16 protein-coding genes are annotated in these 19100 nt (G+C 44.6%); 7 read left to right on the top strand and 9 right to left on the bottom strand.

Translation table 11 applies throughout. The features are described from left to right. Positions 1 to 357: 357 nt before the first annotated feature. The 3 genes from QUB13_RS07560 to QUB13_RS07550 form a co-directional block, all read right to left on the bottom strand. Complete coding sequence (locus QUB13_RS07560; RefSeq protein WP_194067121.1) at positions 358 to 822, bottom strand: Fur family transcriptional regulator; 465 nt, start codon at positions 820 to 822, stop codon at positions 358 to 360. A gap of 362 nt (positions 823 to 1184) precedes the next feature. Further along, positions 1185 to 2156 carry an Hpt domain-containing protein gene (locus QUB13_RS07555; RefSeq protein ID WP_333117753.1) on the bottom strand — a complete coding sequence of 324 codons (972 nt, stop codon included), beginning with the start codon at positions 2154 to 2156 and terminating at the stop codon, positions 1185 to 1187. A gap of 181 nt (positions 2157 to 2337) precedes the next feature. After that, entirely contained in the window at positions 2338 to 2592 is a 255-nt protein-coding gene (locus QUB13_RS07550) for a hypothetical protein (RefSeq protein WP_333093449.1), read from the bottom strand. A 194-nt stretch (positions 2593 to 2786) separates the two neighbouring features. Here QUB13_RS07550 and QUB13_RS07545 point away from each other — a divergent pair, with 194 nt between their 5' ends. Both QUB13_RS07545 and QUB13_RS07540 read left to right on the top strand, forming a co-directional pair. Further along, positions 2787 to 3470: a DUF1345 domain-containing protein gene (locus QUB13_RS07545; protein ID WP_333379905.1), complete on the top strand. Its 684-nt coding sequence runs from the start codon at positions 2787 to 2789 to the stop codon at positions 3468 to 3470. A 793-nt stretch (positions 3471 to 4263) separates the two neighbouring features. Then, positions 4264 to 4923 (top strand): SanA/YdcF family protein, encoded by a 660-nt coding sequence (locus QUB13_RS07540; protein WP_333379904.1) that lies wholly within the window; start codon positions 4264 to 4266, stop codon positions 4921 to 4923. A 129-nt stretch (positions 4924 to 5052) separates the two neighbouring features. Here QUB13_RS07540 and QUB13_RS07535 read toward each other — a convergent pair whose 3' ends face one another. Further along, complete coding sequence (locus QUB13_RS07535) at positions 5053 to 5280, bottom strand: hypothetical protein (RefSeq protein WP_333093452.1); 228 nt, start codon at positions 5278 to 5280, stop codon at positions 5053 to 5055. A 531-nt stretch (positions 5281 to 5811) separates the two neighbouring features. Here QUB13_RS07535 and QUB13_RS07530 point away from each other — a divergent pair. Further along, the gene (locus QUB13_RS07530) at positions 5812 to 6450 is read left to right on the top strand and encodes a transaldolase family protein (RefSeq protein ID WP_333379903.1); all 639 of its coding nucleotides are present in this window, start codon (positions 5812 to 5814) and stop codon (positions 6448 to 6450) included. A gap of 189 nt (positions 6451 to 6639) precedes the next feature. On the opposite strand, the gene QUB13_RS07525 is transcribed toward QUB13_RS07530, so the two are convergent. Continuing rightward, entirely contained in the window at positions 6640 to 8700 is a 2061-nt protein-coding gene (locus tag QUB13_RS07525) for a protein kinase domain-containing protein (protein ID WP_442922143.1), read from the bottom strand. A gap of 725 nt (positions 8701 to 9425) precedes the next feature. After that, positions 9426 to 10544: a calcium/proton exchanger gene (gene cax, locus QUB13_RS07520; protein ID WP_333379901.1), complete on the bottom strand. Its 1119-nt coding sequence runs from the start codon at positions 10542 to 10544 to the stop codon at positions 9426 to 9428. Between the two features lie 346 nt (positions 10545 to 10890). On the opposite strand from cax, the gene QUB13_RS07515 reads away from it, so the two are divergent. From QUB13_RS07515 to QUB13_RS07505, 3 genes are all read left to right on the top strand, one after another. After that, positions 10891 to 11430, top strand: coding sequence for a GrpB family protein (locus tag QUB13_RS07515; RefSeq protein ID WP_333379900.1), 540 nt, complete (start codon positions 10891 to 10893; stop codon positions 11428 to 11430). A gap of 4 nt (positions 11431 to 11434) precedes the next feature. Beyond that, positions 11435 to 11722 (top strand): antibiotic biosynthesis monooxygenase family protein, encoded by a 288-nt coding sequence (locus QUB13_RS07510; protein WP_333379899.1) that lies wholly within the window; start codon positions 11435 to 11437, stop codon positions 11720 to 11722. 355 nt (positions 11723 to 12077) lie between these two features. Beyond that, entirely contained in the window at positions 12078 to 13019 is a 942-nt protein-coding gene (locus QUB13_RS07505; protein ID WP_333379898.1) for a GNAT family N-acetyltransferase, read from the top strand. Positions 13020 to 13298: 279 nt separating this feature from the next. Here QUB13_RS07505 and QUB13_RS07500 read toward each other — a convergent pair whose 3' ends face one another. Together QUB13_RS07500 and acpP are read right to left on the bottom strand one after the other, a co-directional pair. After that, positions 13299 to 13760 (bottom strand): hypothetical protein, encoded by a 462-nt coding sequence (locus QUB13_RS07500; protein WP_333093129.1) that lies wholly within the window; start codon positions 13758 to 13760, stop codon positions 13299 to 13301. 203 nt (positions 13761 to 13963) lie between these two features. Further along, positions 13964 to 14194 carry an acyl carrier protein gene (gene acpP, locus QUB13_RS07495; protein WP_333093147.1) on the bottom strand — a complete coding sequence of 77 codons (231 nt, stop codon included), beginning with the start codon at positions 14192 to 14194 and terminating at the stop codon, positions 13964 to 13966. A gap of 1439 nt (positions 14195 to 15633) precedes the next feature. Here acpP and QUB13_RS07490 point away from each other — a divergent pair. Then, positions 15634 to 18252 carry a dynamin family protein gene (locus QUB13_RS07490; protein WP_333379897.1) on the top strand — a complete coding sequence of 873 codons (2619 nt, stop codon included), beginning with the start codon at positions 15634 to 15636 and terminating at the stop codon, positions 18250 to 18252. Between the two features lie 155 nt (positions 18253 to 18407). On the opposite strand, the gene QUB13_RS07485 is transcribed toward QUB13_RS07490, so the two are convergent. Further along, positions 18408 to 18968, bottom strand: coding sequence for a Uma2 family endonuclease (locus QUB13_RS07485; RefSeq protein ID WP_333379896.1), 561 nt, complete (start codon positions 18966 to 18968; stop codon positions 18408 to 18410). Positions 18969 to 19100 lie beyond the last annotated feature (132 nt).

Genomic DNA, 19100 nt, shown 5'->3' with positions numbered 1-19100 from the left:
TTAGCAGAAAAAACTGTATTAAGCCCCGTCAGTAGATTTTAGATTTTAGATTTGACTCTGCTTTTGAATTAGGGAGTTTCACTAAAGTTTTAACTTTTTTGCCCGAAAAAATGGGTTTAAAGTCTCCCCCTTGTAAGATCCAAGGAAAAATTAATTTCCCTCAGAGACAATCTCCTGGCGATCGCCCGAAGTAACTGTCCCAGCTCAGCAGTCAACTGTTGAACGTACAGAATTGCTCTGCGCCCGACGGCGATCGATCGCCGTCAGGCGCAGAGCAATCATACTGAAATCATTTTATACTGCCGACAGGTTTATTTCCAACATTGCTTTAACAGCAGGCAGCCTAGGGATTTCTGGTTAAAAAGCCTTTGGTGTCTCGCTAACACTCGATGCTTCCGCCTCTGCCCCTGCCGAGCGGTATCCGTAGAAATCTATCCGGTAGTCTACAATTTTGACACCAGTTTGCTGTTGAATTTGTTCGATCAACTCGATCGGCAATTCCACATGAACGTCGAGAATCTGAGCCGTATCCAGACAGTTGACATGAGAGTGAGAGTCGCTGACATTCCCGTACAAGCGTCCCTCCGAGCGTTCTATGCACTCAATAATCCCTTCTCTCGAAAGAGCTTCCAGATTTTGATAAACAGAAGTATGACCGATCGAATGCGCTTGTCGGTTCAGGCGATCGTAAATTTCTCGAGCCGATAGGTGTTCTTTTGCATCCCACAAAAGCTCTAGAATAAATCGACGCTGGCGGCTCAAGCGCATTCCCGCCGCCTGACAGCGGTTTAAAGCATCTTCTAATGAACGAATTGGTTTCACAGCTACCGCCTTCTAGAGCCTGCTCGATGTTTAATTCTGGTACAATACTGCACGCCGATCTTAATATCTAAATTCTAACGCAGGGTTGCCCAACAGTAGAAGATAGAAGGCAAAAATCAAAAATCCGTAAATCTTCAATGCCCCTACCGACTAACCGTTGCCGCACTAGACCAGAGTTGCACTCAATCGCTTTCAATTATTGAATTATCTGCGTCCATCAGTGTTTGTACGCTAGAAATCTGCGGTTAACAGATCGATCGAATACTTGTGCAACTCAAGTCTACGAGCCTGCTGTGAGCGCGCAGCAGAAAATTTCCGTTTCAAAAATATTGCTTTGACCTTATTTTCTACTGCAACAACTCCTATTTCGAGGATTTGATAGCATGAACCAGTAACTTGGCAATTTCCGAAAGTTGCTTTTTGTTGAAAGTTTTGAGCAAAAGCTTTACTACCGCCTTCGGGTCGGCGGGAAGAGCTACTTCCTTCGATGCCGGTGGTGCTGCGGTTGCTGGGGCGCTTGCTTCTACAGTTTTTGGGCTTGCTGCCAAAAGTAGCAAATTTTTACTTGGAGCGATCGTCTTAACTTTCCCCCCTTGCACCAAATCCCCAGCCTCCTTGAGTTCTTTGATAATCAGCGGAGCTAAGACTTTATAAGAGTTTTTGGGATTAACGATCGCCCCTCTAGCTATTTTCACTAAATTTTGCCAAGTCTCAATTTTACCTCCCAACTTATACAGGCGAACGCACACAGCCGCCAACTGCTCGCGACTAGCAGCCGATTCTTTCTGTTTGAACCCCTGCAACATTTCTTTCAGTAAAACCATCACTTCCGCAGCAAAATTCGCCGGCACACCGCCCGCTGTTTGAGCGGCCCCGGCCCCGCGAGCCACCGCAGCAGCAGCCGGAACTTTACCCGCAGCCAAGTTTTTGAGATGAGTTTCCAGTTGAGCAAAAACTGGCATCACCTGTTGAACGAGTTTTTCTCCCTCTTCATTCCTCAAGCCAAAAGGCCCTTCCAGTCGCGCCAGCAAATCTTTAAGCGTATCAACTCCCTTTAAAAATAGGGATTCTGCCGTTTGGTCAACCTGCTTGACGGGCCCGTCCTTGAGTACCTTAAAACAATCTTCCAAGCGGTGAGCGGTTGTTTTGATACTATCCAAACTGAGCATCGCCGCCCCTCCTTTGACGGAATGGGCGGCTCGGAACATCTCTTGAACGCTTTCGGGGTCTTTCATCGTGGACTTCAAATCCACTAAACCATTTTCTAGAGTATCGAGGTGCTCCTTAGCCTCCTCGATAAACAAACGCATAATTCGATCTTGCTGATCTGACACGACAGTTCTCCTAACAATCTCAGCCCCCCCTCCAGAAAGCACCATCTTCGCGGGAGGAAACAGGACTCCTGCCAAAAGTCAGAAGCTTCCATGCAAAATATTCTAGCCTGACTAACATAGCAGGCTCAAAATACTGTCGGGCCAGTCTTAATCTGTAAAACTGGTGCGGTGCAGATTAAACCTATAGTTCTGAAGGAGTATCGGGAGCGATTTCAATGCCCCTGCCTTGTTTCATCATCTGCTGATCCGTAATTAAATCGCTCAATTCCTTAACTTCAACGCCGATGTTTTGGCAAGCCTGTTTCAATTCCCGCTGGAAGCTGTTGAGGTCGGCTTCGTAGCCGCAAAGCTGCGCGGCTGTGACGATTCCTTGTTGGGCGTTTGCTTTGGCGCAGTCGATTAATTCAAGGCCTGTGAGGGGTTGAGAGGATGCCATAGTGTCAAACCACAATTTATATTTTGTCCCACTGTACCGAAAATGTTGAGATCGATCGATCTATCAAAAGGCATGAAACATCCTGTCTGTGCTGCGCGTTATCCATTCTTACCTTTTTTTGGGGAGTTCCTGGCAAGATAGCAGTAATTGGCATTTTTTAATCTAGATTGTGCCTAACTTCATATTGAATCGTAGTGAAAAACCTTCGCTTATCTAAAATGCACTGGCTTTGGAGCGTCCGGCATCGCCTTTTGGTGTCTGTTCTGTTCGCTATAGCAGTTACTGTTGTCCTGCCGCCTGACTATTTCCTCCTGACTCGGATGCTGTGCATTTGGAACGCAGGCGCTGTCAGTTTCCTAATTTTGACTTGGATGCTGATGCTGCAAGGCACTCCAGAACTGATGCGCCACCACGCTCAGCAGTTGGATGCAGGTCGCTTGACTATCTTAAGTACGATCGTCGCAGCCGCTTGTGCTAGCTTGTTGGCGATCGTCTTCCTGCTGCGCGATACCAAAGGCTTGCCCCCCGATTTGCTATTTTTGCACTTGGGGCTTTCTGTGCTGACAATTGTTGGCTCTTGGATGCAGGTGCACACTATTTTCACCATGCACTATGCCCGCAGCTACTACGGAAACAGCAGCAAGCAGCACAGCAGCCATTCGCAGGCGAAGGGTTTGGATTTTCCCGGCGACGAGGAACCAGACTACAAAGATTTTTTATATTTCTCCTTTGGGATCGGGATGACTTGTCAGGTTGCAGACGTGCAGACAACCTCTCGTTCCATGAGGTATCTCGTGCTTTTTCACAGCGTGTTGTCGTTTTTTTTTAACACTGCTATTTTGGCTATGAGCGTGAATATTATTGCTGGATTGAGTTGATAGGAATCAGTAGAATTGGCAAACAGAAAGATTGATATCATATCAAATTCGGTAGTATATAAATTATTAGCTATCATCGTTCCCACTCTGGCAGATCTAACAATATAATTTCAATGGAACCGGAAACGATCATGAAATATATTCAGCCAAATTACCCAGATTTGTCTGACGCAATATGAATAACAACCAAAATAATAGAACTAGCATCTTGCACAATTTTAATCGCTTTGAAGATATCGATTATTGGCGTTGTTGAGTTAAACTATGAATAGTAAAAATATCGGTTTGCTCGATCGGAATATGAGATCGCATCCGGTCAATTAAGTTATTAAATTTTCATTCTTTAATCACAAAAACCATTTGTTCGTAGTGCGGAATTTAGTCCGCACTACGAACCTGATTTAAACCCGTCAATCGACCGAACACGAGTTCAAAAGTAACCGTACAAAAATTCTGATTTTTTGTACACAATAGTTAGTTGTGGGATTTGTATATTTAGCCGTTCATACTCTAACTCAGCAACGCCCGATTATTTGGCTGCGATTGTTAAAGCTGTATTTGCCGCATAACTTGGGAATATCGTCAATATTTTTTTTCAACCATAAAGCGATGAGACAGTTAGTTTAAGGACGCATCTCCTGCATTGGATAAATTATTTTTTGCTTGATTGCTGTCCCCGAAGAGCGAGTTGTATAATAATAATTGCGATCGTCTCCGCTCGCACTGTAAAAAAAATGCTTTTTGTCAACCCGGAGATGCTCCCGAAAAAGTTCCCTCAAATAAGCTTAAATTTATGCTACTTAAATCGTTTCTATTGCAACTGCGCTTAGCCTTACCGCTCTTAATACTAGCCTGTGCGCTCACATCTCTAGCGCTCAACTACTACGTCAAACTTGTTACCAGCAACTACCGTCACAGCGATATAGCTAAGGTTCCAGCAGAACCTATCGCCATTGTTTTTGGTGCTGGAATTTGGGAAGATGGCACTCCGACTCCAATGTTAGCCGATCGAGTGCAAGCGGCGGTCGATTTGTACAAAACTGGGCGAGTGCGCCAAATTTTGATGACAGGAGACAACAGCAGCCCAGATTACAACGAAGTCAAAGCAATGCAGGAGTACGCCCAAGCACAGGGCGTACCGCTAAATAATATCACTCTCGATTATGCTGGTTTGAGCACCTACGAAAGCTGCTATCGGGCGAAAGAGATTTTTGGCATCACCCAGGCTGTTTTAGTGACTCAAAACTTTCACATAGCCCGCGCTGTTTATACCTGTCGCCAGTTGGGCGTACAGGCGATCGGCTTGGGAACCCCCGATTGGGGGAAATTTCGCCAATCTAGCATGATCCGTTACAGTTTTCGCGAATTTTTGGCAGTCCTCAAAGCGCTTTGGGAAGTGCGCGTTTCCCGTCCCAAACCGACTTTTTTGGGGCCGTTTGAAGGAATAAAATAAAAAATATGGGCGATAAGTTGAAGAGTTAAGTCCTTAGATAGAGGAATTTAGTCCGAACGATCGAACTAATTTGTTTAAAAAGAAGCCGTAAGTTTTAATTGAAGCAAAATTATCAATCCAACTCACAGCTTACTTGGGTTTGGAAAGTCCTGCCAGCGACCAAGTTAGGCTCACCATCATCAAACGGCCCAGAGCCTTCATACGGTCTTCGGCGTTATTTTCAACCAATTGAGACAGAGTTTCCGAATTCAGATTTATCGAGGATTCTTCAGCGACTACTGCTGGTTCTTCTAACGGGACTTGTTCCGCAAATGTCTCAAGGCTGACTTGTCGCTGCTGATTTTTTTGTTCGGTCATTTCTGAGTCACCTCCTGGAGCGATCGCATACATAACCCCTACTACAAATGTAACTTATGTGTATCCGGGATTCGGCAATTAAATTTTTCTGTACCCAACAATCACAATTACCAACAAACTTCTAAGCTTTGAGCTCATTTATAAGTTATCTTCATCAAAACTTATGCACTTTCCCTCAAAAACCAGGTTCTTTGATATAAATATTGTTAAATTCCCAGCTTGTATTATGTCCGGGAAAATAAGCTGCAGCGCGTTGGTAGTGAGGATTTTAGTTTTGTGAATTTTCTGGGGACTCATCTGGTCACTACAAAACCAATTTAATTGTAGTCGTGACTGCAGACACGATATTACGCATTCTCGGCTCGCACGCTACTGCTTGTGATGCACATCACTGAATTGTTATATTTACTTAAGAGTAAGATTTCCGAGATTCTGATATTGTTAAAGCTTGTCTAATGAATTTTGCTCAAATTTATCTCAAGCTGAAAGCAAGCGTCTGGAAAATATTAAGAAACTAAAGGTGTAGAGCCGATGGCAATTTATGTTGATACTGCAATTATAGCAACTGCCGCACGGGCGATCGAGTTCGGATGGATAGCGGGAATTACTACTAATCCCACACTTTTGGCAAAAAGCGAGCTAGCTGCTGATGAGACACTAAAACAACTGGCACAACTGACTTCTGGAGAAGTGTACTATCAGCTAACGGCATCTGATTTTGATGGCATGGTAGCAGAAGGAAAGGCTGCTTTTGAGTCGATCGGGCGGCAAACAGTTTTGAAAATTCCAGCAACAGCGGCGGGCTTCCAAGCAGTAGCTTATTTGTCGGGGGAAATTCCTTGTGCGGTGACAGCTATTTACAGTGCCGCCCAAGCCGTTGTGGCGGCCGAAGCGGGGGCCAAATATGCGATCGCCTATGTGAATCGCGCCACCAGATTCCTCGGAGACGGTTTTGCCTTAGTGCGGGATATGGCAAATGTTTTAGAGAGAACAAATACAGAGATTTTAGCAGCTAGCATTAAATCGCCGGAAGAAGCAGTCAAGACTTTATTAGCCGGCGCGCATCATTTGACATTGCCTTTTGACGTGTTGGAAGCAATGGCAGTTCACGAATTATCCCAGCAAACTGTAGATGAATTTGCCAAAAATGGGCGGGGAATTTTGGGATAATAGCAAATCCAGTTGCACAACCTGTTGATTATTTGGAAATTGGTAATTGGGAATTGGCTATTAGTAAGTACGGGCGGGTGCGGGTTGATGCAATTGTTGGTACTGCCAGCAAGAGCTGTATCATACAAAATTAGTCATTAGCAATGATTCAATTTGTTCATCTAGAATCTCAAGTTTACAGTGGTTTGACTAAGGCATTCGCCAAATCTTAATAGTGTGATCGGGACTGCCACTTACCACAGTCTTACTATCTTTGGTAATAGCAATAGAATTCACAAACTGACTGTGACCCGAAAGAGTGGCTCTTTCTTTTCCCGTCTTCAAATCCCAAACTATAATCTCTCCGCCCGCGCTAATCAAAGTGCGACTGTCCGGGCTAAAAGCGATCGCCCTCACCCAACTCGAATGCCCTTTAAAAGTGCGGGTACGCTTTCCGTCTCGCACGTTTGACAAACGGATTGTATTGTCGTTGCTCGCACTAGCCACAAGTTGCCCGTTGGGGCTAAAATCTACAGCATTAACCGCGCCCCCGTGACCGGTGATAATTCTTCTGACTTCTCCGGTGTCGAGATTCCACAAACGCACAGTCTTGTCCTCGCTGCCGCTGGCGAGAGTTTTACCGTCTCGGCTCAAAGCGATCGCATTTACTCCTCCAGCGTGGCCGCCCAAAGTCCGCAACCTGCTGCCGGTTTTGGCATTCCACAAACGCACAGTTTTGTCATCGCTGCCGGTAGCCAGAGTTTTACTGTCACTGCTAAAAGCGATGGCGTTGACGGCGGCTTGGTGAGCGGCAATTGTCCGAATCCGCCGCCCAGTCTTCAAATCCCACAAAATCAGATTCTTGTCGTCGCCACCGCTGGCAAAAATCGAGCCATCCGGGCTCACCGCCAGCGACTTGACCGATTTTTTAGAATGCACCCCATTCAGAGTCCGCACGAGCAGTCCCGTCTTCACGTTCCACATCCTAATTGTCCCAAAGCTGGCGCTGACTAAAGTTTTACCATCTGGCGACAGGGCGATCGCATTTACACTCCCGACATTATCTAAACTTCTTTCCAAAAACCTACTGCTAGGCAAACTAGAAAGCAGCCACACCGGGTTTGCCGGAAACAACCCGTAACGCATCGAACCGTAAATTTGAGACGCACCAATACCCAGCATCAAGACAGCAGCGCCTGAGAGCAACTTCTTTTTCCAATCAAAAACATTTTTATCGGCCTTGTTCAAGCCCGAATTCAGAGGTCTGAGGCGCTTCATCAAACTCTGCTTCGTCGCCCCAGATCCCACGGAACTTGCGCGAATTTTAGTTTGCCCCGTCGTCGGTAACTGAGTTGGTAACTGAGTTTCTGCCGCGTCTAGATTAATTTCCTCCAAGCACTGCAAAACCATCTGGGGACTTTGAGGTCGATTTCCAGGAAAAGGTGCCATCAGGTAGTCGATCACATTAGCCAAGGGATCAGAAACTTGAGGAGCTCCCTTGCGCCACATTAATCTGCCCGTGCGCGGGTTTTCGGGAAACGCAGTCGGCGGCTTCCCTGTCAGCAAATAAACAAAAGTGCGCCCCAATGCAAAAAAATCCGACTGCGGAACAGCTTTGCCATTAGTTTGTTCCGGCGGTGTGTAGCCAGGCGAAACGATGCCAGTCACATTTGCCCCCTGACCCACCTTAGCGAAATAAGTCGCCGACACTTCCCTAGCAGTCCCAAAATCAATCAGCACTAACTGCCCGTTGGGCTTGCACATAATGTTGTGCGGCTTGATATCTCGATGAAAATAGTTGAGTCGGTGAACTTGGTCTAAAATTTCCGACAGTTGTTTGAGCCAGTTGAGAGCTTGTTGTTCGCTGATCGGGCGGCCCCGATGTTTCAACCAGTCTTGCAAATTTGCACCAGCAATTTTCTCCATCACCAGACAGTGAAAAGACTCTGTGCTGTGAGCTGGCGAAAATGTAAAATAACCGTCGCGATCGACTTTTGGAATACCTGGATGTCTCAGCCTGACCAATACGTCGGCTTCTTGCTTAAACAGTTCTACAGCTTTGGGATGTTCTTTGAGTAGGACTTTGATCACTTTTCGGGTGCCGTTGTCGTCTACTTCAAAGGTTCTGCCAAAGCCGCCGCTTCCGAGAGGCGCGACTAGGCGATATCGACCTTGCAACAAAAGTTCAGACCCGCAGTGAATGCACGCGGGTTTACCAGAGTTGGCTGGATCGGAGGGATTCGGGCATTTGGGATTGAGGCAATAACTCACGAAGCCACATAACCCTGATTGAGGTTGCTCTATCAAGTTTTACTCGGGCATTCTCAGCACTGTGTTGTGACTGAGATTCTTGCTTGGGCGAACTCACTTACTGGCGACTGGATTGCTCCAGCCTTGGGTAGAGGTGTTTTCTCCTCAAGCGTCAATTCCGGTATGCCCTACCGTATTCGATTAGTCGTTTTTATCTAGTTCGGTTTTTTTGCGAGTGCCAGCTTTCCCAGAGGGCAACACCGTTAGGTGTGACTGCACGCTCAACAACCTAGTTAAATTTTTACCTGGTCTACTTATACTCAATCTTCAGATTGTGACGATCGTAGCACACCTAGTACAACACTCATCAGCACTTGCTGATTGAAGTCCAGAAGGGTCGATCGAGCCAAGCAGACGGATTAAAGTTAAAGTCTCGATCGCGAGTGCGAATCCAATCTTTTTCTAGAACTTACGCCAGCTATATTTCAATTGTACGATCGCCACGACCACTTTCAAAAAAAAGAAGTCCTGCAAGCAGAGCGTCCGGGGAACATCGATCGCCCAAGCATTTGTAGTGCCAGCGTCCTCTTCGAGAGATTATATACTCCCTCGAAGAGGACGCTGACAAGTCGTCAAAAAAATACTGGAAAACGGAGAGGCTTTTGAGTGGGAGAGTGGGGGAGAGTTTGAAAATCCACCATCTTCCTTCTTGCATCTTGCTTCTTCCTTCAGCACGAGAAAGCCTGTTAAACAAGTCCCTCGATTACCGGATGGAAGTAGAACGCCAGCGCCAAAACCGCATAAGCTGCCAAAAGCAAAGTACCTTCGAGCCAGTTAGACTTCCCATCAGAACTGATAGAATTGGCGATCAGCACCGACACCGTAACCGCTACCAGCTCAAACGGGTTGAAGTTCAAGTCCATCGGTTTTCCCAGGATAAAACCTGCCAAAACCAACACCGGCGCAACAAACAAAGCAATTTGCAAACTCGAACCCACGGCCACAGAAACCGACAAATCCATTTTATTTTTCATCGCCACCGTCACCGCCGTCGTGTGTTCGGCCGCATTGCCAATAATCGGCACTAAAATCACCCCGGTAAACAGTGATGTCAGCCCCAAAGTGGCGGTAGCTTCTTCTAGGGTACCCACCAGCAATTCTGACTCGATCGCTACCATGACAGTACAGGTCAACAGCACCCCAATCCACAGCGGCAGATTGACCTTGTGGTCGGGACTGTCTGGCGCTAAATTACTTTCGGCTAATTCTTGAATTTCGACTTCTGCTACCCCAGCATCGTACAAATAACTGTGGGTTTTCATCGAAAACAGCAGCGTCAGCACGTAGACGAGAATCAGGACTACAGCCACAGCGCTAGAGAGGTTCTGCATAGTTGCCTCTGGGATGCCGACAGAGGTGACATCAACAGCAGTCGGCACCAAAATGGCAATCACGGCTAAGTTCATCGCTGAAGCGTTCAACCGGGCGACTGTCGGCTGAAATTCTTGTTCTTTGTAGCGCAAGCCGCCTAGCAGCATTGCAAATCCCATCACTAGAAGCAGGTTGCTGATGATTGAACCGGTGATGCTGGCTTTGACAACATCTATTAATCCGGCGTTGAGGGCGACGATGCCGATGATCAATTCTGTGGCATTTCCGAAGGTAGCGTTGAGCAAACCCCCCAAGTTTGCGCCGAGCACGACGGCGATTTCTTCGGTAGCCGTGCCCATCCAGGCGGCTAGGGGGATGATGGCTAGGGCTGATGTAATGAAGATTGTGGAGGATTCCCAGCCGAGAAAGTGTCCAGCGATGGAAACTGGGATAAATATCAGCAGGCTGGAAATTATTGTAGTTGTGTTTGGCATTTAGATTGTTAAAAGCTCGCAACTGTCAATCATAGCCTGCCACAAAGTTGCAAGAAGGTGGAGGAAAGGAAATTTGGGTTCGCTCAAAGCTTGGGGTGGCGCTCTTCTTTATTGGCCTACTCCTTTGTCGGGCTTTCCCTGTCGCGACGCTGGAGGGAGAGCAACTTTACACAAAGGGCGATCGGGCGATTTGAAATTTCGCTCCCAAACAGTCAGTTTTTCCCCGTTATCCGTATGTTTAAGAGTTTTGCGCGCAGCCGGTAAATGAGTAATGATAAAATCAGTGTCGGTTAAATGCGATCGTCAACTCATCTGAAATCACAAAAGCCGCAAATAATTATCAGTCATGTCAATAAAACTAGATTTTTTCAAAGTAGAAGTCGTCCCCCACGATCCAAGTTGGCGAGACGCTTTTGAAACTGAGTCGAAACAGATTGCACTTGCACTTGCCGAAAATGCGATCGCTATACATCACATCGGTAGCACAGCCATTCCACAAATTTATGCAAAGCCGATTATCGATATGCTAGTTGAGGTCAAAGATATTATGAAAGTCGATGCACAGAGTTCGGGAGTTGAGGCATTAGGTTATGAAGCAATGGGTGAGTTTGGGATACCGGGCCGCCGTTTTTTTCGTAAAAGTAATGAACTAGGGATTAGAACGCACCACATTCACACGTTTGAATTGAACTCAGCACAGATATATCGCCACTTAGCGTTTCGAGATTATCTGATTTCCCATCCTGAAGACGCGCAGCAATACAGCGAACTTAAAATAAAACTTGCAAACACTTACCAGGATAACATTCAGGGGTACATGGACGGAAAAGATGAGTTTATTCAAGAAATGGATCGAAAAGCAGCAAATGGGCGATCGCCAGATTAAATCTATGATATTAGAAGTTGCAATTCTTGATGTTAAGCCTAATATGTCTGCTGAATTTGAAAGTGCTTTCAAAACAGCTTCAGCTATTATTTCTTCTAGGCCGGGGTATATTTCGCACGAGCTGCAACGGTGTATCGAAATTAGAAATCGCTATATTCTGCTGGTGCGATGGCAGAATTTGGAAGACCATACTGTGGGATTTCGAGAATCGCCAGATTATCAAAAGTGGCGTTCTTTATTGCATCACTTTTACGATCCTTTTCCAACAGTGGAACATTACGAAGTCATTTGATCGTGACTTATAGAACCCATTTGATATCTTTGAGTTTTTGGGTTGGGTGACGATAAATATAGAGAAAAACTGATTTCTGAGATTTACGCAAGGGGCGAGAAACCGGGTTTCTAGGAGTTTTTGGTTGGGTGACGAGAAATATAGAGAGAAACCCGGTTTCTGAGATTTACGCAGAATAGATATCAAATGGGTTCTATATCGTATACGGTGGATTGACTGGTTTCGGATTGGTTCGTATTGCGGACTTTAGTCCGTAATAATGAGCGGAAATTTTCATCTAAATCAAAGATTTATGCAAGAGATTTAATATGTATAATTGCATGACTGTTCGCTTTTTTAACGGATCTTGCACACAATGAACATCTCTATTCGACTACTTCAAGAAAATGAGTTGGCGGCGGCTGAACATATTTTTCGACTGGCTTTTGGTACTTTTATTGGATTGGCTCAACCGACGGATTTTGGTGGTGATGCGAACTATGTTCAAACGCGATGGTTAGTCGATCGCACGGCGGCTTTCGCAGCGGAGGTTGACGGGCAGCTAGTTGGCTCGAATATAGCTGTTTGTTGGGGGAGTGTGGGTTTTTTTGGGCCGCTGAGTGTTCATCCTGACTTCTGGAATCAAGGTGTTGCTCAAGGTTTGATTGAATGTGCGATCGGGAAATTCTCGGAATGGGGGACGCGACAGGCGGGGTTATTTACTTTTCCCAACAGTCCAAAACACCAGGGGCTTTATCATAAATTCGGGTTTTACCCGCGTTTTCTGACTTTCATTATGGCAAAACCAATTCAGTTTGTGGATCGGGATTTTCCGGTAATAAAATATTCTGAATTAAATTCACAGGAGCGATCGCACTTTCTGAAAGAATGTTATGAATTGACGGATGGTATTTATGCAGGGCTGGATTTATCGCGGGAGATTTTGGCGGTTGAGGCTCAAAATTTGGGCGATACGGTTTTATTGTGGGATGACAAGGGTTTGGCGGGATTTGCTGTTTGTCATTGCGGTGCGGGTAGCGAAGCTGGTTCTAATGTATGTTATGTCAAATTTGGAGTTGTGCGATCGGGTGTTGGCGCAGGCGATCGATTTGAACAGTTGCTGGATGTCTGTGAAGCGTTTGGGGCGAGTGAAAAAATGTTGCGTCTGATGGCTGGAGTGAATACGAGCCATGATGTGGCCTATGGTAAAATGGTCGATCGGCATTTTCGCACAGAAAGTACAGGTGTAGTAATGCACAGGCCAAACGAGCCCGGTTACAATCGATCGGAGGTTTTTGTATTAGACAATTGGCGCTAATTCAAGGTTGTTTGGCGATGTTTAACAGACATTTACCGCCTGTTAATCGGATTTTTAGGTTCTTCCTCACTTACTATGCTAAATCAAGAGCTCAATCTTTCTCAAAATTTGAATAGATGTTTAATAAAGTAAATCAACTTTTTGTCGGGCTTGATATTTAGACTTGTTTAATTGTCCACTCTCAAGAGCCAAAAGAATTTTTGAGAGCGAATTACAGTCACGAGCGCAAAAAGGGTATTCATACCAATTCACTGGTTCATGACTTTAGCCAACTATCAATCATTTTGGCAAAGAAGGCGGTGCAGGTGGAGACTGAGAAGGTCGGGGAATATAGCTCGGTTTAGGACGGCAAGCTTCTATTATTTCGTTCCTAAACTGGTTAATTTTATCACTTTTTGAATAAAACAGAATTAAATTATTGCTACTCGTGTAAATAACAATATAACGCTGTTTTACAACAAAAGCCAACACAATGAAAATAATACCAATAAAGAAGATCCCCAGGGTCAAAATTCCCAGTCCGAGCAGCCACCAAGTACAGCCTTCCCCAATTTCAACAGCTTTGACATTTTGAATCGGAATGATAATTTCTTTGATTTCTAAGCCAAAAAATGAAGTAAAATTTCCTTGTAAGGTGTCTCCAACTATTTTAATAGTTCCTGTACCGCTGGTTCGGAGTGGAACTGCACCGACTAATTGACCGGGAAGACCGCTGATTTGCGTAACTGATTTAGACTTCATTTTTTTTGATGATTGTTGGATTAAGAATTACCGGGATCGCGCAGTATTTGTTTTCCGCTGTGCCTGAGTTCCTGGTAGGGACACGGCAATGCCGTGTCCCTACACCGATCGCTCTGCTGAGTTGGTATTACATGAAACCTTGAAGTCTTTTCTAGTGCTTTCTTCTGTTTCAGGAATTTGAACTTAGTTACTGTCTTTGCTTTTTAAACAGCAACTTTTTGGTAAATATAATCAACAGCCTGTTGAACTGTTTCTATTTTCTCCGCAGCTTCATCGGGAATTTCAATGTCGAATTCCTCCTCAATCGCCATAATGAGCTCTACTGCATCAAGAGAATCGGCTCCTAAATCCTTGGCAAAATTAGCGTTGATGGTGACTTTACTTGCATCAACTTCTAGCTGATTGGCAACAACCGCTTTAAGTTTTTCATAGATTTGCTGCTTAACCTTATCATTTGGGTAAGATTCAGCAACAACGTTAGGAGTAGCAGTATCAGTCGTAGTTGCATCAGAATTTAATTCTGATTCGTCTTCCGATTTATCCCGGACTCTGAAGTAGTGAAAGAGATTAGCAACAGCCAAATCTGAGGCTTTTTCCAAATTCGACGCTACTAAACTTTTATGACCAGCTATTTCCCCTTGCTCAATAATATAATTTTCATGCTCTTTTCGTTGCTGCGGATCGAGCATAAATTCCAGTTGAGTGTAAAGCGCATAAAAATGAGACTTCGGCCTCAAATTCTCATAAAATAACTGTTCATCTGGTATTGCTAACGCTGTTGTTGCTGATTTTTTATCTTCAATAACAGCTAAGTTTGATTTGCTGAAATCAGCACTTTGTAGCTCTTCAAATTCACTGGGCGGCAAAGCTTTCGTCCATTCAATCTGATTCAGCCAAATGTCTAAGGCGGCTAAATCATGATTGTGAATTCGCGTGATTTCAGGAAAGAGAAAGTCAAGCTCTTCGTCGGAGTCACAGCATTGTATAATACCGAGGCCATCTTGACGGATTTGTTGTTGAAGTTGAGAAATGCGATCGCCCGCAGCACCAAATTCATTCTGCACCTGATACGTGCCGATAATACTTTGCTCGATCGCCCAACTGCACTCTAACCGCCGCAACTGTCCCGCCGCACAGGTTTCTGCCAACAAATGCGGATTTCTGTAATCTGCTAAAGCTTCAAACAGCATCCCCCGCGCGGCATCAATTTCAGCATTGCGGCGGTTGATATCTTGCAGTTGCAAAGCCGATCGCATTCGTTGAATTGCTTGATTGAATAACCCGTAAGCCCGCACTAAAACTAAACGGTGGTTCTCAAATTTTATATCTGCAACAACTTCCGAAATTAATTGCTTAATTTCCGCGCCTTGGCCTTTCACAAGTTGTTCTAAATTGATGAAACCATTTTCTACTTTAACTTCCAGCCTTTCTACCGCTTTTTTTAATTTCAAAGTCTGGTGCAAATTCACCGCTGACAAAGCTACCCCAGCCGCAACTCCCACACCAATGACGGCTGTAGTCGCTTGCAGCACCCCCAAACTCGCTTGGACGGCTTGAAAGCCCATGTGCGTTTGGTGCATCTGCAAGCCGCCCATAACAAGCTGCACGGGAGACACTAAGGGCGATAGTGGGCTGTTGTTGACCACCGCACCAACGGCATGGGCCGCAAACTGTCCCGTGGCTGCATCTCTCGCCATGCCGATCGGCACTCCAGCCGATGTAAACACTTGTACGTACTTGCCAGCCTCGATCGCAGCCTGTACCGCTGCGGGAAATACAAAGTTCATCATCAATTTTTACCCTGGTAGCAACCCACAGAACAACTGATCTATTATGATCCATTTAATAAAAGAAATATTATTAGGCGCTACAAATGAATACTTCGTTAATTAGTTCCCAAACAGTTGAGCTTGTTTCGCGGCTGACCGGGCAAAACCTACGAAAAGAGGATATTACTCCTCCGATTCTGTTTCTGGCGGCGCTGATAACTGTGTTGCTGGGAGTCATTAATGCCGACGGTACTTTTGGCGCTGAAGAAAAGCAGCAACTGGCGACAACTTTGAAGGAACTTATTCCTGCTAATAACAGTTTGCAAAAATTGGTAATGCCAATGCTTAAAAGCGTGACGCAACATCAAGTTTACAAGAGATTTCCGGTGTTGTTGGCGCTGACAGCGTGTTTTTCTGAGGTGGAAAAATTGCTGCTAATTAGTTTTGGCTATCAGATGTCGGCAGCCGATGGAACGATGGACGATCGCGAAAAAGAGTATTTGAAAATCATCGCTAGCCGACTCGGAATCGACGGGCGATATTTGACTGTTTTGGAAGCGAGTTTTAGCAATCAATCAATAAGCGATACAGCAGCTTTAGCAGAAGTCCACTCGTTACTCGATCCAGCAAGATTTCAATCTCTCGATTCTTTGTTTGTCCGTGCAGCCAGTCACATTATCGGACATTTACCAGCAAAACCCAAACAGCAAACAAATCGCAAACAGTCAGTTTCGTCCTATCAGGAGTTGAAAAAGTTTCAGGAGTATCGTCAAGAACTGAACGATGTTTGTAAGACACTATCTTCAAGTCTGCGAGATGGAAGCGATCGCAAGGTGTTCTCTCCTAATTTAACAGAAGAAGTAACAAAAATATCTCAGAGATTGAAATCTCAATGTTTTCGCGTGGCTGTTGTCGGCGACTTTAGTAAGGGCAAATCAACCTTACTAAATGCTTTGGTGGGCGAGAAAATCCAACCAGCGAGGGCTACTCCCTGTAGCGGTACGGTGACTATTTTGAAATATGGCTCGAAGCGGCGGGTTATTTGTCACTACAAAAATGGATGTAAGGAAGAGATTTCGCCGGAAGAATATAAAGAGAAAGCTGCTATTTCTAAAAAGGCGGCTTCTGGTTCTATTGCAGATGAAATAGCCAAATCGGAAATTGCAGAAATCGTTTTTGAGCATCCCGAATTAGAGTTGTGCAGCAATGGCGTAGAAATTATTGATACTCCCGGATTGAACGAACAAGCGGAACGCACATTGGCGACTCAGCAAGTTCTGAAAACGGCTGATGCAGTTATTTTTTTGACTAATGCTAACAATGTTTTACCACAGACAGAAGAAAAACTGCTTTTCTACTTGAAAAAAGAATTGAATTATGGTAAAGAAGATGAAGGTGCAAGAAACATTTTTATTGCAGTGAATTTTTTCGATGGGCTGGAGACTGAAGAGGATCGCCAGGATGTAAAAGAAAGGGTAGAAACAATTGTTAATGGGGAAAAACCAATTATTGCTGGTGAAAACCGGATTCATTTTATTTCTGCTAAATCTGCACTAGATGCGATTTTGGACGGGACGGAAAATGAGTATGTGAAATCTTTTCAGGATTTTACCAAATCTCTGGAACAGTTTTTGACAGTTGAACGAGGGGCGATCGCACTTCGGCAATCAGCCACCGGAATTAAGCAAATTATTAATGCTGGCTGCGATAAATTGAATCAAATGCGGGAAATTTCAGAAGGAAAGCTGACACTTTCTCAAGGAGATAAGGCGAAGATTTTTGAAGAAATGGCGGAAGCAAGCGGTCGCGATGTTAAGATTAGACTTTTAGCTAATAAACTGAGGGAGGAATCTTTAGAAGAAGCTCGTGAATCTTGGCACGAATGGGTGAAAATATTGGACGATCGCATGGCTACAAAAAGTAAGAAATGGACTTCAGAGCATAATCATATTTGGAGCCAAGACAAGTTAATCCGAGATTATGCCAAACAATTTGTGTGGGAATTAACACAAGAAATTGATGTTTGGAGCGACCAAAAAATGCAGTTTATATTAAAACAAAAAATAGAAACTTTAGACTTCAAAATTAAGGAAGAGTTTTATGCAATCCGACAAGAGTTTCAAGAGTTCGATCTGCGACTTAGCACTAGCCTTGTTACTCAATTCAATAACTTAGGAATAGCAAAAAATTTGGGTGGAATTGGCATCGGTGGAAGCAGTATCGCTTCATCAATTAACTCAGATATTGGAGGTCCTGGAGGTTTTCTTGGCGGTTTAGGTCTTGGTGGAGCCGTCGCGGCGGGATTGCTGTTTTTCGCAGGACTTGGTATTATTCCAGTTATTTTGGGTGGCTTAGCTGCTGGTGGGGGTGGCGCATTTGGATTGGGAATGCTAGATGTTGATGGAATTCATAAGCAGATTAAGCAAAAAGTCGTTATGTTAGGCTATGAGAAGTTTAATGAATCTTCACAGTCTATTTTTGATAAAATACAAGAAAGAATTATTGCAGTATTTGAAGAAAGAGTTGAGACGAGTAGCGGTGCGATCGCCCAAGCAATGTCTCTGTGGGAAAATTTATTGGAACAGCAGGAAAAGCGCGATCGCCAAAATCAAGCAGAATGCGACACCGAAAAAGTTTGGCTGGCTGAAAAACGCCGAGAACTCGAACAAGTACAGAATCAAATTGAGGCTATTTTAAATCAGAGCGATCGGCTAATTCAATAAGTAACGGGTAAACGCAAAAAAACCATAGTACGTTGTAAATACTATGGTTTTGTCGCATTGCGTGACAGTCAATAGTCCCACCGCCACGAGTTAAAGTTTTCCCGTTGTCACGCACCCTACCACTGATATCTTGCACAGAGTACGATCGCACTTAATCAATCAATCAATTCCGCTTCTTCAAAAATCTGCCGAGTTGTTAACTCCAAACCAGGCAGCAACTCATCCACAATCGGTGTATTATCCGTATAAACTTGACTAGAACCATCGGTCAAAAAACTTCTAATTAAAATAGCCTCTGGATCTATCACCCAAACTCGCGGAACGCCCGCCGCCAAATAATCTTTCGCCTTCTCTTCAAATTCCTTCATACTTTGATCCGGCGATATAATCTCAATCACCAGTTCAGGAATTGCCGGACAAGCTTCATTCCGCCGCCAACTTTTCGGCAGACGCGCATAAGAAATGTACGTTAAATCGGGAACAGGTGCCCAATCTTTACCCTGACGTTTTAACAAAATCGCCCATTCTGGAAGCACTCGCCCGCGACTTTTACACCATCCACGAATTAGGAGACACAAAGCTCCCTGTAAACTGGAATGAAAAAATTTTGGAGACACTTTAGGAACTGCTTCACCATCTACAAACTCATAATATACATCTGGGTCGGGCAAAGCTAGAAATTCTGCTAAAGTGAGTTTGGTTCCGATGCCTACCATGAATCCCAGCCCTCTCGCTAATTAACTCAAATATCAATTATACAAAATTTCCCAACATTCCTAGAAGTACGATCGCCCTTCTCCCTCTCTTCCAAAAACCGAATAACAAAATCCCCGACTTCTTAAAGAAGT

The sequence above is a fragment of the Microcoleus sp. B4-D4 genome (assembly GCF_036705185.1).
Classification (GTDB): Bacteria; Cyanobacteriota; Cyanobacteriia; order Cyanobacteriales; family Microcoleaceae; genus Microcoleus.
Note: the sequence above shows the minus strand (reverse complement) of the source record. Positions and strands in the feature narration are given on the sequence as shown.

What these genes read in the sequence shown, in the direction of transcription:
- QUB13_RS07550 (WP_333093449.1), bottom strand. Translation starts at nt 2,592, where the DNA reads ATGGCATCCTCTCAACCCCTCACAGGCCTTGAATTAATCGACTGCGCC.
- QUB13_RS07540 (WP_333379904.1), top strand. Translation starts at nt 4,264, where the DNA reads ATGCTACTTAAATCGTTTCTATTGCAACTGCGCTTAGCCTTACCGCTC.
- QUB13_RS07535 (WP_333093452.1), bottom strand. Translation starts at nt 5,280, where the DNA reads ATGACCGAACAAAAAAATCAGCAGCGACAAGTCAGCCTTGAGACATTT.
- QUB13_RS07530 (WP_333379903.1), top strand. Translation starts at nt 5,812, where the DNA reads ATGGCAATTTATGTTGATACTGCAATTATAGCAACTGCCGCACGGGCG.
- cax (WP_333379901.1), bottom strand. Translation starts at nt 10,544, where the DNA reads ATGCCAAACACAACTACAATAATTTCCAGCCTGCTGATATTTATCCCA.
- QUB13_RS07515 (WP_333379900.1), top strand. Translation starts at nt 10,891, where the DNA reads ATGTCAATAAAACTAGATTTTTTCAAAGTAGAAGTCGTCCCCCACGAT.
- QUB13_RS07510 (WP_333379899.1), top strand. Translation starts at nt 11,435, where the DNA reads ATGATATTAGAAGTTGCAATTCTTGATGTTAAGCCTAATATGTCTGCT.
- QUB13_RS07505 (WP_333379898.1), top strand. Translation starts at nt 12,078, where the DNA reads ATGAACATCTCTATTCGACTACTTCAAGAAAATGAGTTGGCGGCGGCT.
- QUB13_RS07500 (WP_333093129.1), bottom strand. Translation starts at nt 13,760, where the DNA reads ATGAAGTCTAAATCAGTTACGCAAATCAGCGGTCTTCCCGGTCAATTA.
- QUB13_RS07490 (WP_333379897.1), top strand. Translation starts at nt 15,634, where the DNA reads ATGAATACTTCGTTAATTAGTTCCCAAACAGTTGAGCTTGTTTCGCGG.
- QUB13_RS07485 (WP_333379896.1), bottom strand. Translation starts at nt 18,968, where the DNA reads ATGGTAGGCATCGGAACCAAACTCACTTTAGCAGAATTTCTAGCTTTG.